Source organism: Bradyrhizobium sp. I1.14.4 (genome assembly GCF_050435825.1).
Lineage (GTDB): Bacteria > Pseudomonadota > Alphaproteobacteria > Rhizobiales > Xanthobacteraceae > Bradyrhizobium.
This window is the reverse complement of the sequence record NZ_JBNDLA010000049.1, coordinates 1-19,719: the sequence shown is the minus strand read 5'-3', so window position 1 is coordinate 19,719 and position 19,719 is coordinate 1. Positions and strand designations below refer to the sequence as shown.

General features: G+C 60.8%; 14 protein-coding genes and 3 pseudogenes. 9 read left to right on the top strand and 8 right to left on the bottom strand.

Annotated elements, in window-relative coordinates; genetic code table 11:
- Positions 1-16 precede the first annotated feature (16 nt).
- The 4 genes and pseudogenes from ABIB78_RS37745 (at position 17) to tnpA (ending at position 9,191) form a co-directional block, all read left to right on the top strand.
- Positions 17-5,704, top strand: a complete 5,688-nt coding sequence (locus ABIB78_RS37745) for a shikimate kinase (RefSeq protein ID WP_429034130.1) — start codon at positions 17-19, stop codon at positions 5,702-5,704.
- 408 nt (positions 5,705-6,112) lie between these two features.
- Positions 6,113-6,382, top strand: a complete 270-nt coding sequence (locus ABIB78_RS37740) for a hypothetical protein (RefSeq protein WP_429034129.1) — start codon at positions 6,113-6,115, stop codon at positions 6,380-6,382.
- Between the two features lie 471 nt (positions 6,383-6,853).
- Positions 6,854-8,083 carry a hypothetical protein gene (locus tag ABIB78_RS37735; protein ID WP_429034128.1) on the top strand — a complete coding sequence of 410 codons (1,230 nt, stop codon included), beginning with the start codon at positions 6,854-6,856 and terminating at the stop codon, positions 8,081-8,083.
- 635 nt (positions 8,084-8,718) lie between these two features.
- Positions 8,719-9,191, top strand: a pseudogene (tnpA, locus tag ABIB78_RS37730) (IS66-like element accessory protein TnpA).
- Here the strand turns inward: tnpA and ABIB78_RS37725 are convergent.
- Positions 9,154-9,624, bottom strand: coding sequence for a hypothetical protein (locus ABIB78_RS37725; RefSeq protein WP_429034132.1), 471 nt, complete (start codon positions 9,622-9,624; stop codon positions 9,154-9,156). The pseudogene tnpA and the gene ABIB78_RS37725 sit on opposite strands and share 38 nt — an antisense overlap.
- Between ABIB78_RS37725 and ABIB78_RS37720 the strand changes: the two are divergent.
- The 4 genes and pseudogenes from ABIB78_RS37720 to ABIB78_RS37705 all read left to right on the top strand — a co-directional run.
- Positions 9,578-9,766 (top strand): annotated as a pseudogene (locus ABIB78_RS37720) (IS66 family transposase); the annotation flags it as partial. The gene ABIB78_RS37725 and the pseudogene ABIB78_RS37720 sit on opposite strands and share 47 nt — an antisense overlap.
- A 520-nt stretch (positions 9,767-10,286) precedes the next feature.
- On the top strand, positions 10,287-10,556 hold the full coding sequence (locus tag ABIB78_RS37715; RefSeq protein WP_429034127.1) for a hypothetical protein: 270 nt from the start codon (positions 10,287-10,289) through the stop codon (positions 10,554-10,556).
- A gap of 147 nt (positions 10,557-10,703) precedes the next feature.
- On the top strand, positions 10,704-11,345 hold the full coding sequence (locus ABIB78_RS37710; RefSeq protein WP_429034126.1) for a hypothetical protein: 642 nt from the start codon (positions 10,704-10,706) through the stop codon (positions 11,343-11,345).
- An 87-nt stretch (positions 11,346-11,432) separates the two neighbouring features.
- On the top strand, positions 11,433-12,257 hold the full coding sequence (locus ABIB78_RS37705; RefSeq protein ID WP_429034125.1) for a hypothetical protein: 825 nt from the start codon (positions 11,433-11,435) through the stop codon (positions 12,255-12,257).
- A gap of 569 nt (positions 12,258-12,826) precedes the next feature.
- On the opposite strand, the gene ABIB78_RS37700 is transcribed toward ABIB78_RS37705, so the two are convergent.
- The 6 genes from ABIB78_RS37700 to ABIB78_RS37675 all read right to left on the bottom strand — a co-directional run bounded on the left by ABIB78_RS37700 (position 12,827) and on the right by ABIB78_RS37675 (position 17,227).
- Positions 12,827-13,882, bottom strand: a complete 1,056-nt coding sequence (locus ABIB78_RS37700; protein WP_429034124.1) for an EscU/YscU/HrcU family type III secretion system export apparatus switch protein — start codon at positions 13,880-13,882, stop codon at positions 12,827-12,829.
- A gap of 5 nt (positions 13,883-13,887) precedes the next feature.
- Complete coding sequence (gene sctT / locus ABIB78_RS37695; RefSeq protein ID WP_429034123.1) at positions 13,888-14,676, bottom strand: type III secretion system export apparatus subunit SctT; 789 nt, start codon at positions 14,674-14,676, stop codon at positions 13,888-13,890.
- Positions 14,677-14,782: 106 nt separating this feature from the next.
- Positions 14,783-15,043: a type III secretion system export apparatus subunit SctS gene (sctS, locus tag ABIB78_RS37690; RefSeq protein WP_429034122.1), complete on the bottom strand. Its 261-nt coding sequence runs from the start codon at positions 15,041-15,043 to the stop codon at positions 14,783-14,785.
- Positions 15,040-15,702, bottom strand: coding sequence for a type III secretion system export apparatus subunit SctR (gene sctR, locus ABIB78_RS37685; RefSeq protein ID WP_429034121.1), 663 nt, complete (start codon positions 15,700-15,702; stop codon positions 15,040-15,042). The genes sctS and sctR overlap by 4 nt, the downstream gene beginning before the upstream one ends.
- Entirely contained in the window at positions 15,699-16,685 is a 987-nt protein-coding gene (locus tag ABIB78_RS37680) for a FliM/FliN family flagellar motor switch protein (RefSeq protein WP_429034120.1), read from the bottom strand. Before ABIB78_RS37680 ends, sctR begins: the two co-directional genes overlap by 4 nt.
- Entirely contained in the window at positions 16,682-17,227 is a 546-nt protein-coding gene (locus ABIB78_RS37675; RefSeq protein WP_429034119.1) for a hypothetical protein, read from the bottom strand. Before ABIB78_RS37675 ends, ABIB78_RS37680 begins: the two co-directional genes overlap by 4 nt.
- 1,031 nt (positions 17,228-18,258) lie before the next feature.
- Between ABIB78_RS37675 and ABIB78_RS37670 the strand changes: the two are divergent.
- A pseudogene (locus ABIB78_RS37670) lies at positions 18,259-19,377 on the top strand (IS630 family transposase).
- Between the two features lie 177 nt (positions 19,378-19,554).
- Here ABIB78_RS37670 and ABIB78_RS37665 read toward each other — a convergent pair.
- The coding region (locus tag ABIB78_RS37665) for a transposase (RefSeq protein ID WP_429034131.1) at positions 19,555-19,719 on the bottom strand (165 nt) is incomplete at its 5' end.

Sequence of the window (19,719 nt, the reverse complement as noted above, 5' to 3'; positions counted from 1 at the left end):
CGCCATCGCCGGTGAGGTGCCTTCCCGGCTCTCCGGTTTTGACCCGCAGGCGCTGGCGAACCTGGTCAACGGTTTCAGCAAATGGCCGGACGCGGAGCGCTGTTGCGAGGCTGCCGTCGCCATCGCCGGTGAGGTGCCTTCCCGGCTCTCCGGTTTTGACCCGCAGGCGCGGGCGAACCTGGTGAACGGTTTCAGCAAATGGCCGGACGTGGCGGCCTGTCGCGAGGCTGCCGTCGCGATCGCCGGTGAGGTGCCTTCCCGGCTCTCCGGTTTTAACCCGCAGCAACTGGCGAACCTGGTCAACGGTTTCAGCAAATGGCCGGACGCGGAGCGCTGTCGCGAGGCTGCCGTCGCGATCGCCGGTGAGGTGCCTTCCCGGCTCTCCGGTTTTGACCCGCAGGCGCTGGCGAACCTGGTCAACGGTTTCAGCAAATGGCCGGACGCGGAGCGCTGTTGCGAGGCGGCCGTCGCGATCGCCGGTCAGGTGCCTTCCCGGCTCTCCGGTTTTGACCCGCAGCAACTGGCGAGCCTGGTCAACGGTTTCAGCAAATGGCCGGACGCGGCGGGCTGTCGCGAGGCTGCCGTCGCGATCGCCGGTCAGGTGCCTTCCCGGCTCTCCGGTTTTGACCCGCTGGCGCTGGCGAGCCTGGTCAACGGTTTCAGCAAATGGCCGGACGCGGCGGGCTGTTGCGAGGCTGCCGTCGCCATCGCCGGTGAGGTGCCTTCCCGGCTCTCCGGTTTTGACCCGCAGGCGCTGGCGAACCTGGTGAACGGTTTCAGCAAATGGCCGGACGCGGCGGGCTGTTGCGAGGCTGCCGTCGCCATCGCCGGTGAGGTGCCTTCCCGGCTCTCCCGTTTTAAGCCGCAGGCGCTGGCGAACCTGATCAATAGTTTCAGCAAATGGCCGGACGTGGCGGGCTGTCGCGAGGCTGCCGTCGCGATCGCCGGTGAGGTGCCTTCCCAGCTCCCCAATTTTAAGCCCCAGGAATTGGCGACCCTGGTGAACGGTTTCAGCAGATGGCCAGAAGACGCGGCATGCCACCAGGCAGTAATGGACATCGCGCGCGGCCTCGGCGGACCGGGCCGACGCTTTGGTTCGTTCTCGACGGTTGAGTTCGCCACGATCGCCAATGCTCTGGGACGCAGTGTCAAAAGCGGCGAGGAAGGTGGAGACGTTGCGGAGACAGCACTCCTGAAGAATAGCTTACATCAGCTGGCTCATTACCTGCACTATGCCGATGCTCGGCTGGAGCAGGCCAGTGTTCTGAGCATCGCCATCATTTTCAAGGCGCTGGCGAAGGTCGGGCTGTTTGAGGACCTCGGTTCGCTCGCACCAACAGGGCTAGAACGCCTTACGGAATTGCATCGTGCCCCTGATTTTGCCGCGGAGAATAACCTCGAAACCATGGGCAATCTTTGCGCCGCCCTGCTGCCGCTGGCGCGCAGCCCGCACCTGCGCTCGCACCGCAGGCAGGCTCTGAACCTGCTGAACGGCATCCAACCGATCGTGGAGCACAAGATCGAGGCGTATCTTAGCGCAAGCGAGGCCGAGCGGATTCGTGGGCCGTTCGCGAGCCGCTCCCCGGCGTTGTCGATCTATCAAGTGCTGAAAGCCCGTGCGGTCGTGGAGACGTTGTTCAAACGGCCGTATGTCGAGGGCAGCAAGCCCGATTTGCTCGCACGGCGGGACGAGCTGCAGCGCAAGACCAAGGAGATCCTGTACAGCACGCGCGACCTCATCGAAAGCGATCTTTCCAACATGAGCTGGAACCTGATTGCGCAGATCGAGTCGGACAATCCGGTCGACGCGCTGGACTCGTTTATGGCGCAGGACGCGGCGAGGATCCAGGCGCAACATCCGGCATCCGTCTTCGACATGCATAAGGTGCTGCGGGCGATGGATCATGAGCCCAGACCGCCGCAGGGTAATGCGGGACTGATGCAGCTGCGGGTGGTGGACCTGCAGGGGCGGCCAGTGGCGACGGAGCCTGAGCCCAGACCGCCGCAGGGTAATGCGGGACTGATGCAGCTGCCGGTGGTGGACCGGCAGGGGCGGCGAGTGGGGACGAAGCCTGAGACACGCTATTCGATTTTCCATCGCCTGACCTCCGGGGCATTACCGGTGGTCGCGGTGCAACTGCCGGGAAAGCTGAGCACCTTCATGCTGGCGCGGACGCTCACCGTCGATGGTGTGCCATACCGCATGGACCTGTTCGGCGGCAGCAAGTTGAAACCACCAAGGCCGACTGTGTCGCAGATCGCCGCGCGGCCACCCGGCGCGCAGCCAGCAGCGCCTTCCGGAGGCAAGTTGCTTGCCATTCCCTATGCCGAAACCGCTCGGGGAACGGCGTTCGAGAAACTATCGCGCGGTTGGGCGCCGTTTAAAGAAGCCTATTGGTATACCCAGCGCAGGGCCTTTGCGGCGCCGCCCGCGATCCAAGGTCTCGATTCTCACGACTACGCGCTAGAGGGCGCCTTCAGGCTGCTGCTGACGCCGGACCGCCCTACCAACGAGGCGCATCCCTTCAAACTGACGGGACCCGAAGGCCCGATCTCCCTGCAACCCCACGACGGCTGTGGCTTCATCAAGGCCTCGCTGGCCGAGTTGATGCCAGCTGTTCGGCGGGCCGGGGACCGGGAAGGTCCCGATCGGATGCTTGCCTTTGCTGAGGGACGGAGATCGTCCGTGCCGGCCTCGGCGCTCCAACATTATCCGCGCAGTGAGCAGGTGGCCGATGAGGCGCGCGAGAAGGCTAGGCGCTGGCTTGAAAGCAAGCAACAGCAAAAACAAGAGCTGACATCCGAAGAGCTGTTTCGCACAGTGACGGCAGGTCACATCGATGGTCCCGCTGCTATTGCCGTCCCGTCCAGTGATGACGACCTCCATGTGCCAAAGCTCAAAAGCGAGACATTGAGCGAAACGGGAGGCGTGCTGATCGGGCGCGCGCCCTACGACAAGCCCAATCTGCGCCCACTCGCCGCCGAACGAGTCAGGTCGGCAGCTGATGGAGATCAGACTGCGGCATTCCTCGATAGATGCGTGGCCATGCAATACAGTTTCAGTGTCGCCCAGAAGTCGCGGGAGGTGCTGGCGGACGACGATCCAAGCTTCTTTGCCAAAGGCATTCTGATCGTGGTGCCGGATGAGATGTGGCCGGCCAACTACGCCGATCGTGGGCTGGTGATGTCGGCCGAGGACGTCAAGTGCCATTCGAGCTGGATCGAGCGCAAGGACCGCGCCAAGGTAGACACGCCGGTCGACTGCGTCGGCATCCTGCAGGCGACCGAGGTGTTCGCTCCGGGGTCGTTGGTTGCCGTCCCGACTAACGAGCAGAAAAAGCTCGACGGCGACTTCGACGGGGATCCCGTCGTTATCATTGGCGACCGGCCGCAGCTTTATGAGCATGTTCGCCAGTTCGATGAGAAGCAGCAAGTTCGCGGTGTTCGCTCACTCAAGCCACCCAAGTCGCACACTCCGGCGATTGAGGATGGCAATTATCAGTTCAGTCGTGCCAGCCAGATCCTCGCGGCGACGACGAATGTTTTGGAGATCTATAGCTGCCTGCAGCGAAGCTTTCTGGCGCAGTCCCATGAAGCACGATGCTGGTTCGCCGAGCGTGCCATCTTTGGCACCTATGAGGGCACTCATCACGAGCTCAGGCACGACATCCGTGCCCTGTTCAGCAAGGAACGGGTGAGCGGCCAGAATATCCAAGACAAGCTCGAGCGGGCGAGGCGCGAGATCGAACTCGCAGACCATCCGGTCGCCCGCGAAACGGCCGAGTTGCTTGTCGCCGATCTTAAGGCATGGGCAGCGACGGCGGATGAGCAGGTCCCGCCTGAAACAGTCGGACGCGTGAGCGAGGCAAAGCTGACGGTGAGTTCAGCGCTGTCTGAGCTTTTCCCGGAACTGGCAAAGGCCTATTCGGTCGCGCCTCAGCCCCGTGACCGCATCCAAGTCTTGCTGGACCACTACCCTGCGCGCATCGAGCCCCGACCGGATGGTTACGATCTGGACGATCTCGTCCAAAGCGCAAACAATCTCCTGAGTCTTGGCATGAAGGTCGGGACCGACGGGTATAAATCCGATACCGGGGTCCGCCTCTTCCTGAAGAAAAGCCGAGAGCTGCAACGGCTGCTGCACCGGACGCCGGGCCTGACCTCCGTCCCCTTCAGCAAGAGCCTGGCGGCGACGCTCACCCAGGGCCGGTTCGACGTCGATGCTACCTTGGAGGATCTGAAGGATAATTCCACGCTGACGGCGTCAGTCATGGAGGCGTCAATCAAGCTTGCTGCGGAGAAGCACATTCTGCCCGAACCCTCTGGCCGACTGCTTACGGCTGAGGATGCCGCCATGACGGTCACGCTGACCCGCGAGGAGGCCGCGGAGCGTGCTCAAGTGGAGGCTGCCCGCGCGGAAGTCGAAGAGACAGACATCACTTCAACGGCATTCGGCGTTGCCGAGACGCTCACGCACGCGGGTATCCAGGTGCATATGCCCCATCTCGATCGCCGCTTGAGATCGGAAGCCTCCATGACGTCCCAACTCACCGGGATGAGCGTCACGTCTGACGACGCCCCCCAGCTGATCAGCAGCGCTGTTCGCCACGTCTTCGAAGTCCCTGACCAGGATTTTGCACGCGCCTTCAAGAAGGCCATTCTGGCCTTCGACGAGCAAGGCTACACCGAGGTGAGCACAACCAACTGGTTCAAAATGCGCGATCCAACCGTTATCGGCATCAAAACTGTGCTCGCGACCCAGGGCGACTATCATTTCGAGGTGGAGTTCCATACGCCAGACAGCTACCAGGCCAAGATTGCCAATCACGATACCTACAAGGAGCTGCAGAAGCTTCAGCAGCAAGCGAGCGGAGACGCTCTGGAGCAATCTGAGGCTGAAGAACTGGCTCGGCGTGCGCGAGAGGTGTGCAAGAAGGTGGCGATTCCCCCTGGTGCCAGGAACATCCCCCATTGGGGAGTCGAATCGGCTCGTAGAAAGCAGGCCGGTGCGGCCTTTACGGCGCGAGTTGCCGAGCCAGGAAGGCGCGAAATCGGAGAGATTAGGACAGCCCTCGGCGATCGGCCGATCGTGCTCGTCGGCATGCCCGGTGCCGGCAAATCCACTATCGGCCGGCTTCTTGCGAAACGGCTGCGGCTGAACTTCATCGATTCCGATGCCGCGATCAGGACAGAAGCCGGCACGTCGATAAAGCAACTCTGCCAGACCTATGGCGAGCAGTATTTTAAGGACCTTGAGGCTAAGGTAATCGCGCATGCGCTCAAGCAAGGGTCTGTGCTCGCAACCGGTTCCGATTCGTTGATCCATGATCCGACCCGTAGCCTGATCCATGACAAGGCAGTCTCGATCTGGCTCAAGGTCGACGCCGACGTCATAATGCAGCGCAACAAGGGCCGCTCCGGCCGCCGGCTGATGCAGACCTCCGACACCGAAGCGACCGTCACGCAATGGATCAGGGACCGCGAGCCGGTCTATCAAACCGCCGATCTCACGATCACCTCGGGCAAGGTGTCGCATAAAAAAAATCAGGTAGATGAATGCGTGGCGGCGCTGCATGCCCACCTGCGTGGCGAGGGTGCCCCGGACCGGAGACCTGCTGGTGATCAAGATGGAGCATATGGCACTGCCGGGGCTTCGTCAGGACGTCGAGCGAGGTCTGGGCTTGCACGTCGTCAGATAATTTGAGACTGATCAGGCTTTTCGCGAAGCGAGTCTCTGGCTCATCTGGGTTGTTTAAGCAGCCTGCAGTTGATGCTGCAAGCGGCGGTTCGTGATAGTGTCGCGCTTCATGGCGTTCTACGGTAGACGCCGGCATGCGATCAACTCCCCGTTAGACGTTAGACGTTGTCTAGCAAGAAGATAGGCCGCGCACAGCCTGATTGGTTCCGGAGCTGTGTTCTGTCCGCGAAACGACGATCCCGTCTTTGCGGAATACGCATCGGATCGTCTCGCCTCCTACGGCCACAGTGCCGTCAAGGCTTGAGCCTTATAGCTAGGCTGGGCAAGGCCTTCGGCAAGGGCAACTAGGCGCCGCTGGAGGTCGCGCGAGAGTCCTCCCATGCCTGTGCCGAGATGTCGCAGGGCCGAGACGCGATGCTCAGGATCGTTAAATCCCTCCGCCAGGGCAACAAGGCGTTCCTGAACTGCGGGCGCAACCCGTGCCAGGCTTCCCCCGAGGCTCTGCAAAGCCGAAACACGATCCGCAGGGTCGTCCAGCGCCTCGGAAAGGACGACGAGGCGCTTCTGGAGCTCGGGCGCAAACTCCGCCAGGCGGCTTCCGAGACCTTGCAAGGCCACGAGACGCTCGGGGCTGTTGAACATCTCGGCAAGGCCGACGAGGCGCTCCTGGAGCGGGACGGCTAGCCGGCCTACACGCGCCGTTAGGGCCCATAGTGCCGAGACGCGATCCGTGGGCTGAGCCAGCCGCTCAGCGAGGGCAACGAGGCGCGGCTGGAGGGCGGGCTGAACCCCTCCCACATGTATTCCAAGAGCCCATAGGGCCGAGACGCGATGCTCGGGCTCGTTAAGCCCCTCCGCGAGGGTGAGCAGGCGCCCCTGGAGCGCGGGCGCGAGCCTTTCCACACCCACTCCGAGGCTTTGCAGGGCCGAGACACGATGCTCGGGCTCAAGCTGCTCGGCGAGGGTAACGAGGCGCTCTTGCAGCGGGGGTGCAACCCATCCTACGCACACTCCAAGGCTCTCCAAGGCTTGAGCACGATGCCTGGACTCGTTTAGCCCTACGGCGAGGGCGATGAGGCGCCTTTGGAGTCCGGGCGCCAAGTCTGTCACGCCCACTCCGAGGCCCTCCACGGCACAGCCCCTATGCGCGGAGTCGTGAAGTCCTTCGGCGAGAGTGATGAGACGTTCCTGGAGGGCGGGCGCCAGCTCTCCGACGCCCGCGAGGCTCTCCAAGGCTTTGGCGCGATGCTCGGGGTCGTCAAGTCCCTCGGTGAGGACGACGAGTCGCTCCTGGAGCGCGGGCGCAAACTCTCCCACATGCGCACCGATACCCTCCACAGCCTGAGCGCGATGCTCGGGGTCGTTAAGCTGCTCGGCGAGGACGAAGAGGCGCTCTTGGATGGCGGGCGAAAGCCTTGCCGCGCCCGCTCCGATGTCCCACACGGCCGACACGCGATGCTCGGGGTCGTTAAGCCCCTCGGCGAGGACAACGAGGCGCTCTTGCAACGTAGGCGCAAAATCTCCAATGCGTTCCCCGAGGGCCTCGATGACGGAGACGCGATGCTCGGGGTCGTCAAGCCCTTCGGCGAGGATAACAAGGCGCTCCTGCTGCGCGTGCGTAAGCTGTCCTGCGCGCGCTCCGAGGGCCGCGATGACGGAGACGCGATGCTCGGGGTCGTCAAGTCCCTCGGCAAGGATGAAGAGGCGCGTTTGGAGCGCGGGCGAAAGCCTTGCCACGTGCGCTCCGAGGCCCAACACGGCCGAGACGCGATGCTCGGGAGCGTTAAGCCCCTCGGCGAGCGCAACGAGGCGTCCTTGGAGCGTTGGCGCAAGCTCTCCTATGCGTTCCCCGAGGTCCTCTATGACGCAGACGCGTTGCTCGGGGTCGTCAAGCCCTTCGGCGAGCGCGACGAGGTGCTCCTGCTGCCCTCTGGTCAGGCAATTGAAGTTGGGCGCGAGCGTTCGGATCGCACCGGAATTTATCGTCACCCTGTCCCAGACGGACTGAACCCGGATAGCTCTCTGGAGCGTTTCGTGAAGCTCCGCAGACAGCTGGGCGGCATCACGCAGTTGGCGACTTGTCTGCGACGTCATCAACAGATCGATCGGGCTGAGCCGTTCAGCAATTACACCGAGTACGTCCGGCGTCAGATGAAGGCCGTGCCCTTCGATAGGCAGTGCACCAGCATTCGATCCTTGAGGGTTAGAGCGTGTCTGCTCCACGACAGAACGGGACGGGCCGCTTCCTTCGAGGTTGATCGCCGGCCCAGCGGGAGAATCGTCCGCACCATCAGCTTCGTTGGTGTCATATCCCACCATTGGCGCCTTGCCGCGTTCGTCAATACCCCTCATGATTCACCTCCTACAAAGCGGCAAAATGGATGAGTTCTTCCTATTGCTCCACAGCCATCATCATCCGGGCTGCCGTCGACAAAGGCGCAGGCCGTTATTCTCAACGATCGCCGTTCGGTCGCTGAAGTACCCAGTCGACAAACATCTCTGCGCGCAGCGTCCACCTCGTCGAATACAGTCTAGCTAGGCAAACTGAACTCGTTTCGTCGCGCGATAGCCCGCAACGCCAGGCTTCCCCAAGCATCTCGGTACCGTCACCGTCACAGCTACTGCTATGGCCAATAAATGTCCAAGCGACCGCGACGAGCATCGGTTATTCCGGCTTAAGCTGATAAGGAGGGGACGAACGGGTCTCCAAGAGAGACCACTCGCGTCGACGCGCATCTTGGCGACAAGACGTCGAGGCCGATGGAACCGTCGCGTTGGGCGGCGCCCATGTCTTCTCCCACGTACATGAAGATAGACGCGCACTATCTCGAGAACAAATAGATGTTCGTTATGAAGCAATATCTCGTGCCTATGGCTGCTCGAGAACCGCAGATCCGTCGCACCGGCGGCATGTTTCGGGCTGTTGAACACTACGATCGTAAGCGTGAATTTCCCCGCACCTTTTGCGGTTGAGTGCTGTGATGCATGAGGTGTCCACCAAATTAGGTGGACACCTTGTGATGGCAGACGATGATCAGAAACTGCGGGTCAGGCTTGTTGGCCGGAACGGTCGCCGGCGCTACGAGGCGGCATCGAAAGAGCGTCTTGTCACGGCCTGCCTTGAGCCTGGGGTTTCGGTATCGAGGCTTGCACTCGAACATGGGGTCAACGCGAACCTCCTTCGGAAGTGGATCAAGAAGCACACCGCGACCAGGTCGCTGCCGCCGTCCTCACGCCCGGCGTTCGTCCCGGTTCAGCTTGAGAGGACTGCCGATCGGGCCCTGTCGCGGCAGAGCAGCGTGGCGACGGTGGATTTGCCGGCGACTTGCGATGAAGTGCGTGATTCGGAATCCAAAAGGACTGCAGCTTTTGCTCTCCGGCCAAAGTGAGCGCGTCCCTGCCGAATGGCGTGAAGCTCGCGCTGGAATGCGGCGATGTAGATGCATTGACGGCGATCATCGGAGCACTGAGCCATGTTCAGACTGGGCGGTGACCTGCAAGTCTATCTGCACCGTGAGCCGATCGACTTCCGGGCTGGCATCAACAGCCTTGCGGTTCTGGTCCAGAAGACGATGGCGCTCGATCCGTTTGCGCCGGTGGTTTTTGCGTTCTGCAATCGCCGTTGCGACCGGATAAAGCTGCTGTTCTTCGATCGGTCCGGCTTCGTGCTGGTCCTGAAGCGGCTGACCGAGGACAAGTTCTGATGGCCGCGCCGCCAAGAGGCGGTCGTCACGCTTACGACCGAGCAATTGCACTGGATCCTCGACGGCATCGATATCGATGCGATGGTCCGCCATCCGGTGCGGCAATATCAGGTTGCCGGCTGAGCTCTCGAGTTGAGCGGTTGACGCGTCGGTACGGTTCAGATTCAGGATTCCGATGAATCGAACCGGCGAACCGAGTGTCGAAGCGCTGTTGGCGCGCATTGCTGCGCTGCACGCGGAGAACCATCAACTCGCCGAGCGCGTCGTCAAACTCGAGGAAGAACTGGCGCTGGCACGCCTGCATCGTTTTGCGGCACGCAGCGAAAAGCACGTCGATCGTCTCTTCAATGAAGCTGAGCAGGTCGGCGGCTATCTCGCCCGCGCCTACGATCCGCCACCAGGGAATCTGATCATGTGGCGCGGATTATCGCGATTCATCGATATCGCAACGGGAGCGACACTCTGACTCAAAAATGTGGGTAATCGTAAGCCCCAACGGAGGAATACAAAACAGGCGAGTACGTTCAAAATGAGTAAAAGCGCTTTCCGGTCTTCAAGGCCAGTAGGGCAGTGCATGATCGGCTGAACCGCGACCAGATCTCGGATGCGATCAACCCCCCGTTAGACGTTAGACGTTGTCTAGCAAGAAGATAGGCCGCGCACAGCCTGATTGGTTCCGGAGCTGTGTTCTGTCCGCGAAACGACGGTCCCGTCTTTGCGGAATAGGCATCGGATCGTCTCGCCTCCTACGGCCACAGTGCCGTCAAGGCTTGAACCTTATAGCTAGGCTGGGCAAGGCCTTCGGCAAGGGCAACTAGGCGCCGCTGGAGGTCGCGCGAGAGTCCTCCCATGCCTGTGCCGAGATGTCGCAGGGCCGAGACGCGATGCTCAGGATCGTTAAATCCCTCCGCCAGGGCAACAAGGCGTTCCTGAACTGCGGGCGCAACCCGTGCCAGGCTTCCCCCGAGGCTCTGCAAAGCCAAAACACGCTGCGCAGGGTGGTCCAGCGCCTCGGTAAGGGCGACGAGGCGCTTCTGGAGCTCGGGCGCAAACTCCGCCAGGCGGTCTCCGAGACCTTGCAAGGCCACGAGACGCTCGGGGCTGTTGAACATCTCGGCAAGGCCGACGAGGCGCTCCTGGAGCGGGACGGCTAGCCGGCCTACACTTGCCGTTAGGGCCCATAGCGCCGAGACGCGATCCGTGGGCTGAGCCAGCCGCTCAGCGAGGGCAACGAGGCGCAGCTGGAGAGCGGGCGGAAGCCCTCCCACATGCATTCCAAGAGCCCATAGGGCCGAGACGCGATGCTCGGGGTCGTCAAGTCCCTCGGTGAGGACGACGAGTCGCCCCTGGAGCGCGGGCGCGAGCCCTTCCACACCCACTCCGAGGCTTCGCACGGCCGAGACACGATGCTCGGGCTCAAGCTGCTCGGCGAGGGTAACGAGGCGCTCTTGCAGCGGGGGTGCAACCCATCCTACGCGCACTCCGAGGCCCTCCACGGCAGAGGCCCTATGCTCCGAGTCGTGAAGTCCTTCGGCGAGAGTGATGAGACGTTCCTGGAGCGCGGGCGCCAGCTCTCCGACGCCCGCGAGGCTCTCCAAGGCTTGGGCGCGATGCTCGGGGTCGTCAAGTCCCTCGGTGAGGACGACGAGTCGCTCCTGGAGCGCGGGCGCAAACTCTTCCACATGCGCTCCGATACCCTCCATAGCCTGAGCGCGATGCTCGGGGTCGTTAAGCTGCTCGGCGAGGACGACGAGGCGCTCTTGGATGGCGGGCGAAAGCCTTGCCGCGCCCGCTCCGATGGCCCACACGGCCGACACGCGATGCTCGGGGTCGTTAAGCCCCTCGGCGAGGACAACGAGGCGCTCTTGCAATGTAGGCGCAAAGTCTCCAATGCGTTCCCCGAGGGCCTCGATGACGGAGACGCGATGCTCGGGGTTGTCTAGTCCCTCGGCAAGGCTGAAGAGGCGCGTTTGGAGCGCGGGCGAAAGCCTTGCCACGTGCGCTCCCAGGCCCAACACGGCGGAGACGCGATGCTCGGGGTCGTCAAGTCCCTCGACAAGGCTGAAGAGGCGCGTTTGGAGCGCGGACGAAAGCCTTGCCACGTGCGCTCCGAGGCCCAACACGGCGGAGACGCGATGCGCGGGGTTGTCAAGTCCCTCGGCAAGGATGAAGAGGCGCGTTTGGAGCGCGGGCGAAAGCCTTGCCACGTGCGCTCCGAGGCCCAACACGGCCGAGACGCGATGCTCGGGGTCGTCAAGCCCCTCGGCGAGGGCAACGAGGCGTTCTTGGAGCGTTGGCGCAAGCTCTCCTATGCCTTCCCCGAGGTGCTCTATGACGGAGACGCCTTTCTCGGGGTCGTCAAGCCCTTCGGCGAGCGCGACGAGGTGCTCCTGCTGCCCTCTGGTCAGGCAATTGAAGTTGGGCGCGAGCGTTCGGATCGCACTGGAATTTATCGTCACCCTGTCCCAGACGGACTGAACCCGGATAGCTCTCTGGAGCGTTTCGTGAAGCTCCGCAGACAGCTGGGCGGCATCACGCAGTTGGCGACTTGTCTGCGACGTCATCAACAGATCGATCGGGCTGAGCCGTTCAGCAATTACACCGAGTACGTCCGGCGTCAGATGAAGGCCGTGCCCTTCGATAGGCAGTGCACCAGCATTCGATCCTTGAGGGTTAGAGCGTGTCTGCTCCACGACAGAACGGGACGGGCCGCTTCCTTCGAGGTTGATCGCCGGCCCAGCGGGAGAATCGTCCGCACCATCAGCTTCGTTGGTGTCATATCCCACCATTGGCGCCTTGCCGCGTTCGTCAATACCCCTCATGATTCACCTCCTACAAAGCGGCAAAATGGATGAGTTCTTCCTATTGCTCCACAGCCATGATCATCCGGGCTGCCGTCGACAAAGGCGCAGGCCGTTATTCTCAACGATCGCCGTTCGCTCGCTGAACTACCCAGTCGACAAACATCTCTGCGCGCAGCGTCCACCTCGTCGAATACAGTCTAGCTAGGCAAACTGAACTCGTTTCGTCGCGCGATAGCCCGCAACGCCAGGCTTCCCCAAGCATCTCGGTACCGTCACCGTCACAGCTACTGCTATGGCCAATAAATGTCCAAGCGACCGCGACGAGCATCGATTATTCCGGCTTAAGCTGATAAGGAGGGGACGAACGGGTCTCCAAGAGAGACCACTCGCGTCGACGTGCATCTTGGCGACAAGACGTCGAGGCCGATGGAACCGTCGCGTTGGGCAGCGCCCATGTCTTCTCCCACGTACATGAAGATAGACGCGCACTATCTCGAGAACAAATAGATGTTCGTTATGAAGCAATATCTCGTGCCTATGGCTGCTCGAGAACCGCAGATCCGTCGCACCGGCGGCATGTTTCGGGCTGTTGAAGACTGCGGTCAACCATTAACCTGAAGTCAGGACCGATAACCGGTCTCAGCCGCCAGTTTTCCAAGCGCCCGCAGAACCGTCGCGAGAGGTACAATCAGGTGCGATGGAATATACTCATCCACCAGGCCGTCCTTCAGGAGCGCGCGCGCCAGCGGAATGTTTCGCATCACCGGCACCCCCGCAGCGGCCGCGGCATCAATCATTTGCTGCGCCAAGAGATCGGTACCTATGGCATCGATCATGGGTAGGGGGGAGCGCTGGCGATCGTAGTAAATCGCCACTGCAATATGTGTGGGATTGGTGATCAACACGGTCGCTCTACGCGACTGCTCAATCGCGTCCTTGGCTAACAGTTGCGAATGGAGGCGCCTGCGCCGGCCTTTGATCAGAGGGTCGCCCTCATTTTCCTTGGCTTCTCGTTTCACTTCGTCCAGCGACATCAAATTCTTGTTCGTGAACTGCCATCGCTGGAACGCAAAGTCAGCAATTGCCACCACAAGATAGCTCGCCCCCACATAACTTGCGATCCCGAGCAGCAGGTTACCCGTCACGGCACTTAGGCACGATATGCCACAGCTCGGCGTCCACACAAGCGCATGCACACCTTCGCGCAGCACAAGCATTATGACGAAGCCGAGTATCAGCATCTTCGCGATCGCCTTACCCAGACCGACGAGATTCTGCAGCGAGACTATCCTTCTGACGTTCTCACCGGGGTTCAGCCTTTTCAGCGACAGCGTGACAGCCTCGGGGGAGAAAATCGCCCCGTTCTGCAGGTTAGCGCCCACGCCTATGACCAGGACGACGCCGAGGAAAGGTGCGACCATACTTTGTATTTCACCGAAATAAAACTCGAGTAGCTGTCGGCTGACAATTGGGAAGTCCTCCTCAAGAAATGATACGGGCAACAGGATCGTTGCCTTAAGTCGGTCGACTAGGCCAGGCAAAGAGGCGAAGAACAGCGCGAAGAACCCAAGGGTCACCGCCGCCGACACGACTTCCTTACTGTGCGGAACCTGTCCCTTCTTGCGCAAGTCCCGCAGCCTCGTGGGGGTCGGCTTTTCGGTCTTTCTACTGGTCACGGCAGTCACCTGGCGATGCGATTGAGGATCAGAACAGACGACGGCATATGCTTATCGGCATTGGCCAAAATGATCGTGAGCGAGAGAAGCAGCAGCAGAAGGCCGACTGCACTCTTGACCGACATAGCGAGAAAGAAGACCTCCAGTTGCGGCGCGAACTGGCTGATCAGTGCCAGGCCCAATTCGCTAAGAAACATCGCAACGATGGCTGGACCGGCGAGAAGCAACGTCAGCAGCATCACGAGGTCTGCAAGATCTAACACACTGGTGACGAAGATCGGACCGAATGCAGGATGAAAGCTCCACAGCGGCCAGATGTCATGGGAGCGATAGAGCGCTTCCAATAGTTTGGAAAAGCCGCCGCTGACGAACAGCCATGTAGCGTAAAGCTGAGCTAGGAAGGTCCCAAGCGGCGAGGGCGGATTGACGCTTGCCGGGCTCAAGAGGCTTGCCATCGTGGCCCCCCTCTGGTGGTCAATGAACGTGCCCGCGGTTTCCACACCCCACATAGTCGCGGCAACTGGCATGCCCAGCAGGCACCCGAGCAAGAGTTCCTTGAGCCCCAGGCCCAGGATCGGCGCCAGACGTGTGATGTCGAGATCCGCAGGCCTCGTTGCCCAAGCAAACCCCATTACCGGGAGCGCCAATGCCATGATCACGCCGTTGCGCGCCGGCGCCGTCACGTTACCGCGTCCCAGAAAGGGCATGACCAGCACCATCCCTGTCACACGTGCCATCGCAAGCGCAAGGACAACAAGGCAAGTATGCAGGTGAGCTGGATCAAGTGGTGACATGGAATGGATTACTCTAGCGCTTGGACAGCCAGCCGGCGGCGGTCGCTGTTGTTGCGTGCCGCCCGGCGAAGAGAGGCAAATTTAGCAAGTCCCTGGGGCCTCAGACTTACATCGCGGCGATTTGGTCGAAGATGTTCACCGTATACCGGCTAAGTTCACCGAACCAATTCGCGGTGGCGACCAGTATCAGGCTCACGCATATCAGCTTCACGGCGAAAGAGAGTGCCTGCTCCTGAACTTGGGTCAGAGCTTGCACAACACTGACGATCAGCCCGGCGCCCGTAGCGACGAGGACTGTGGGCATCGACAGGACAAGTGTCAGTTTGAGCGCGCCAATGGCCATGTTGGTGAGTGTGGCGGTATTCATGGTGCTGCTCGCGCGTAGGAGAAGATCAGGCCATGAATTAGGCGCTGCCACCCGTTCACGGCAACGAACAAGAACAGCTTGAATGGCAAGGATATGGTCATTGGCGAAACCATCATCATGCCCATTGCCAGAAGGATGTTCGAAACGACGAGATCGATGACGATAAAGGGCAGAAACAATAAGAAGCCGATCTTGAACGCGTCCTCCAGTTCGGATGTGATGAAGGCCGGAATCAAAATCATAAATTCGCTGCCAGTTATGGCGGCGGCGTCCTCCTTGTCCCACAATCCCCGAGCCGCATTGACGAAGAATTTCCGTTCCTGTTGCGACGTGTTCTTCAGGAGAAAGTTGCGAACTGGCTCAGCAGCTAGCGTTATCGTCGTCTCCAATTCGCGGATATCTTGGAATGCGATTGGTTTGTCGCGCACTGCCTCATACGCTCCTTTAGCCACTGGCTGCATGATGTAGACCGACAGCAGGATGGCGATCGCATTCAGCGCCATGTTCGGCGGAATGTTCTGAACGCCGAGAGCATTACGAATGAGCCCAAAGACGACGACGAGCTTCACGTAACAGGTGACGGTAATCGCAACGAAGGGGGCGATCGCGACGCAGGCGATTAGGGCGATCAGCGTCGCGGGATCAGGCAGCGCCGTCATCGTTCTGCTCGTGCTAATCGCAAGTCGAGCACGCGCACACCTGTTCGCTCGGCGATGCGCACCAGTTCACCGGTTGCGACGACCTGGCCATTGACGCGCAAGCTGATATTGGTAGTGGCATCAAAACCAAGATCCAGCACTTGGCCGATAGCCAATTCGCGAAGCTGCCTGAGCGGCATGGTCAGGCGTCCAGCATCCACATCAACAGGAAGATCAATGCTGTCGAAGGTTTCCGGCGGGAGCGGATCCGGTCTATCCATCATACAGTCCATAGCTGAAAGGATGGCAAGGCGGCCATTGAAGATCGAGGCGCGAAAGCAAGGACCGCCAGAGAGGCATAGAAGAACACTCATGACGCCTTCATGACCGACGGGGGTGGTATCCAGCAGGACGACATCACCTGAAGCGAGTTGACGCAGATCCGTCAAGATAAGGCTGATGCGTGCGACCAGCAGATCGAGAGAAAGGGGCAGATCATCGAGCGCGACGCACACGACGGGAAGCGTAGAGCAGCAGTCGGCGATCCATTGCAGTCCACCGCCATCGAATTCGACCAGCCCGAGGATGTCGCCCGGACGCTCCAAGCGAAGAATCTCAAATGCGTACGGAAACGCTTCAGTGCTCTCGGCCGAAGACCAGATCGGCCGATGCTTACACCATTGTTCCACCTGGATCGCGAGATCTCGGAAGACAATGTCGAGCAGGATTTCTCGCAGGCCGTCACCCGGAGGCAATGCGGTAATTTCTGGCCAATGTTGCACAGCCACCGCCGGAAGGAGCGTCGAGTCAACTGTGACGCGAATCCTATGGCCGCGTGGGCGCATCACGGCCCGGCAGGAATCCGCTGGAAGGCGCGGAGGTGTCGAACCTGGCATGACAGCTTCCACGTCGATGCCAGCGATGTTGAAGGGGACTGGCAGACGTTTAGCAAGACGCGAAAGGGCGGTAGCCTCACGTCGGCCATAGCAGGGTAGGTCGATCATGCGCCCTTCTCAACTGTGTAGTAGAGTAGTGTCTCAAGTCCGCGAGATCGCCGGTTGCTGCCTTGTTCGTCCAACAATGAGCTGCAGGAGAAGACGACCATCACGATGCGCATTTTAAGCCGATCGGACAAGTCGCGCGCAAATGCATCGCCATGTACCTGCAGGATAGGCCAAAGCCGCTCGGACTCGATGCAAACCCTTAGGGTATCAAGCTGGAAACTGACGATCACAAGCGCATTGCCGAATAATTCGCGGTTCAGCATGACGTGCACCTCGGTATTGCCGGCATAATCTCGGCTGACCAAAGTGTGCTCGGTAATCCTCCTGGTCAACTCGACGAGTTCAACCGATCGTGACAGCTCTTCGAGCGTTCGCCGACGCAGTATAGGGCCAGGCATGGCACTGATGATCGAACCGGCAATCAACGGACAAGACGTGGCGCTTTCGCTTTCGGCCAGATCATGCGGATCATTGTCGAAATCCTTGCAATCGGGTGCTCGATCGGATGCCTCGCAGGCATCTAGATTCGCCTCTTCGATCATTTGCGAGAACCAAGCGGTATCCCCGGTACGCACACACGTCGGCACCGGGGCCGCCACCGGAATTGAACGGCCACGTGGTGTGATGCACGACATTGCAGCCCTTGTCGCTAGCTAAGTTTGACCGCTGTGGGACTGGGCCACCTGGCTCAGCCGCGTTGAAGCGCTCGGCAGGACACACCATTCACCATCACGGCGACTTACCGAACCACAACAGTAGTTTTCACTGGGCCTACGTCTCCAGGACATCGTATTTGTCGGAACTACTTCCTAGGAGAAGAGCAGGCAGCCACTCAACGGAGTAGCATCCACTTCTCCATGTACTCACGGTCGACCAGAAGCCAATACAATTTCGATATGGGATCAGCTGATGAGGTTATGCCTTTCAGGAACAACATGCTCAGCGTCCAATAGCCGGTTTGAATGAGCAGGGACCAGTGCGATTTTCGGAGGTCACTCACACATACGGCTGATCGGCATGACATGCCGCAATTGGCAAGGGTTTTCGCGGCGTGCTTGTCAGGTGAGACGCAGGCCATTTTATGTTTGGAGTGCTGGCCGACTAAGATCGACCCGATTTTGGAGGCAGAGGCTTGACTGGAAGCAGTCGCGCCGTTTAGCGGAGGCCGTTGAGGCAGACCTGCAAATCGTCCCGTACCTCCTGCGACCCCAATGCTGCCAAGGCTCGAGGCCGATCCGCAGGCTGAGGAAGACTCTCGGCGAGGACAGCCTGACGCCGCTGGAGCTCGCGGGGAAGCTCCGCTACGGCTGCCCCGACGCTCCGCAAGGCCAAGACGCGGTTTGTGGGATCGGCGAGTCCCTCCGCCATGGGACGAGGCGTTCCTGGAGCTCGCGTGAAACCGCTGCCACGTGCACACCGCGGCTTCGCAATGCCGAAACGCGATGCATGGCCGTCCGAGCACGTGCGAGTAGGTATAGATGAAAGCCAGATCATGGCCCTGCTTCTTGGTAGGGCGTGCGTCTGATTTTTGACTCATGGATCGAGTCCGGAGCCCCCAATAGGGAGGCGAACGATAAATGTACGTTACCGGATCGAATTGAGCCAAGCCGAGCGAGAGGAACTGACGGCGATGCTGAGCGGCGGCAGGTATGCCGCTCGCAAACTCAAGCAGGCTCAGATTTTGCTGGCGGCCGACATCGGCAGCCCCGACGAGGAGATTGCCCGGACCGCCAGAATAAGCGCCTCCACCGTCTATTCGGACCAAAACGCCGCTTCGTGGAAGGCAATCTCGATCCGGCCTTGAGTGAGGAGCCGCGTCCCGGTGCGGAGCGCAAGCTGACCGGCAAGGAGGAAGCCCTGCTGGTGGCGACCGCATGCGCCAAGCCGCCGCCGGCCGAAGGCGCTGGACGCTGGCGCTGCTGGCCGACGTGATGGTCAAGCTCACCGATATGACGGCCTGTCAGGCGAGACCGTGCGCCGCCGGCTGGCCGATAATGTCCTCAAGCCGTGGGGTAGGGACATGTGGTGCATTCCCCATGTCGATGACGAATCCGTCGCCCGCATGGAAGATGTGCTCGATCTCTACGCTGAAGCGCCTGATCTCGAGCGGCCGCTGGTCTGCTTCGACGAAACCCCCGTTCAGCTCATCGGCGAAGTGCGCCAGCCGATTCCACCCGAGCCGGCAAAGCGCGAGCGTTACGATTACGGGTACCGCCGCAACGGCACGATCAATCTCTTCGTCGCCTTCGATCCGCATCGAGTTTGGCGCAAGGTCAAAGTCACCGAACGGCGCACCGCCGTGGATTGTGCTCACGGCATGCGCGAACTCGTCGATGTCCATGACCCCAAGGCCGCCTGCATCCGTGTCGTGCAAGACAATCTGTCGATCCATGCCCCCGGCGCCCTTTAACAAGCCTTTGCCCCGCCGAGGCCCGCCGCATCGAGTTTCTACTACACCCCGAAACACGCCAGTTGGCTCAATATGGTCGAGATCTAGATCGGCGCGCTCCAAGGGCAGTGTCTCGGCCGGCGGATCGTCGATCCAAAACGCCTTAGAAGCGAGATCGCAGCATGGGAGCGGCAGCGAAACAAAATTCGCGCCCGTATCAACTGGATGTTTACAGCGGACAAAGCTCGCACCAAACTGGGGAGCGCTTATCCAGGCATATCCAAAGAGTCAAAGTTACTGTGACGAGCTACTAACCCGTCCTATTCGTGAGAGTGCGGTTTTGGGTCGGATTGATGCGGGCCGCACATCTCCTCTGACGAGGAGCACAGGATTGCCTTCGGCTTTTCACCGCCTGACGACCCGTACTTTGCAACGCGCTTGAGGGATGGGTTGGGCGAACAGGGGCGCACGCCCCGCCGGTCAAGGACCGAGCGACAGGAGCGCGCCTGGCAAGCAGCGGATCAAATCGGCTTCGGGACATGCCGCGGCAAACGCAAGGCGAATGCGGCTCGCGGTCTCGACGACCCGGGCTGCTATTTTCAAGAGACGAAGACGCAGCGTCGCGAACTCGGCAGTGGCCAATTC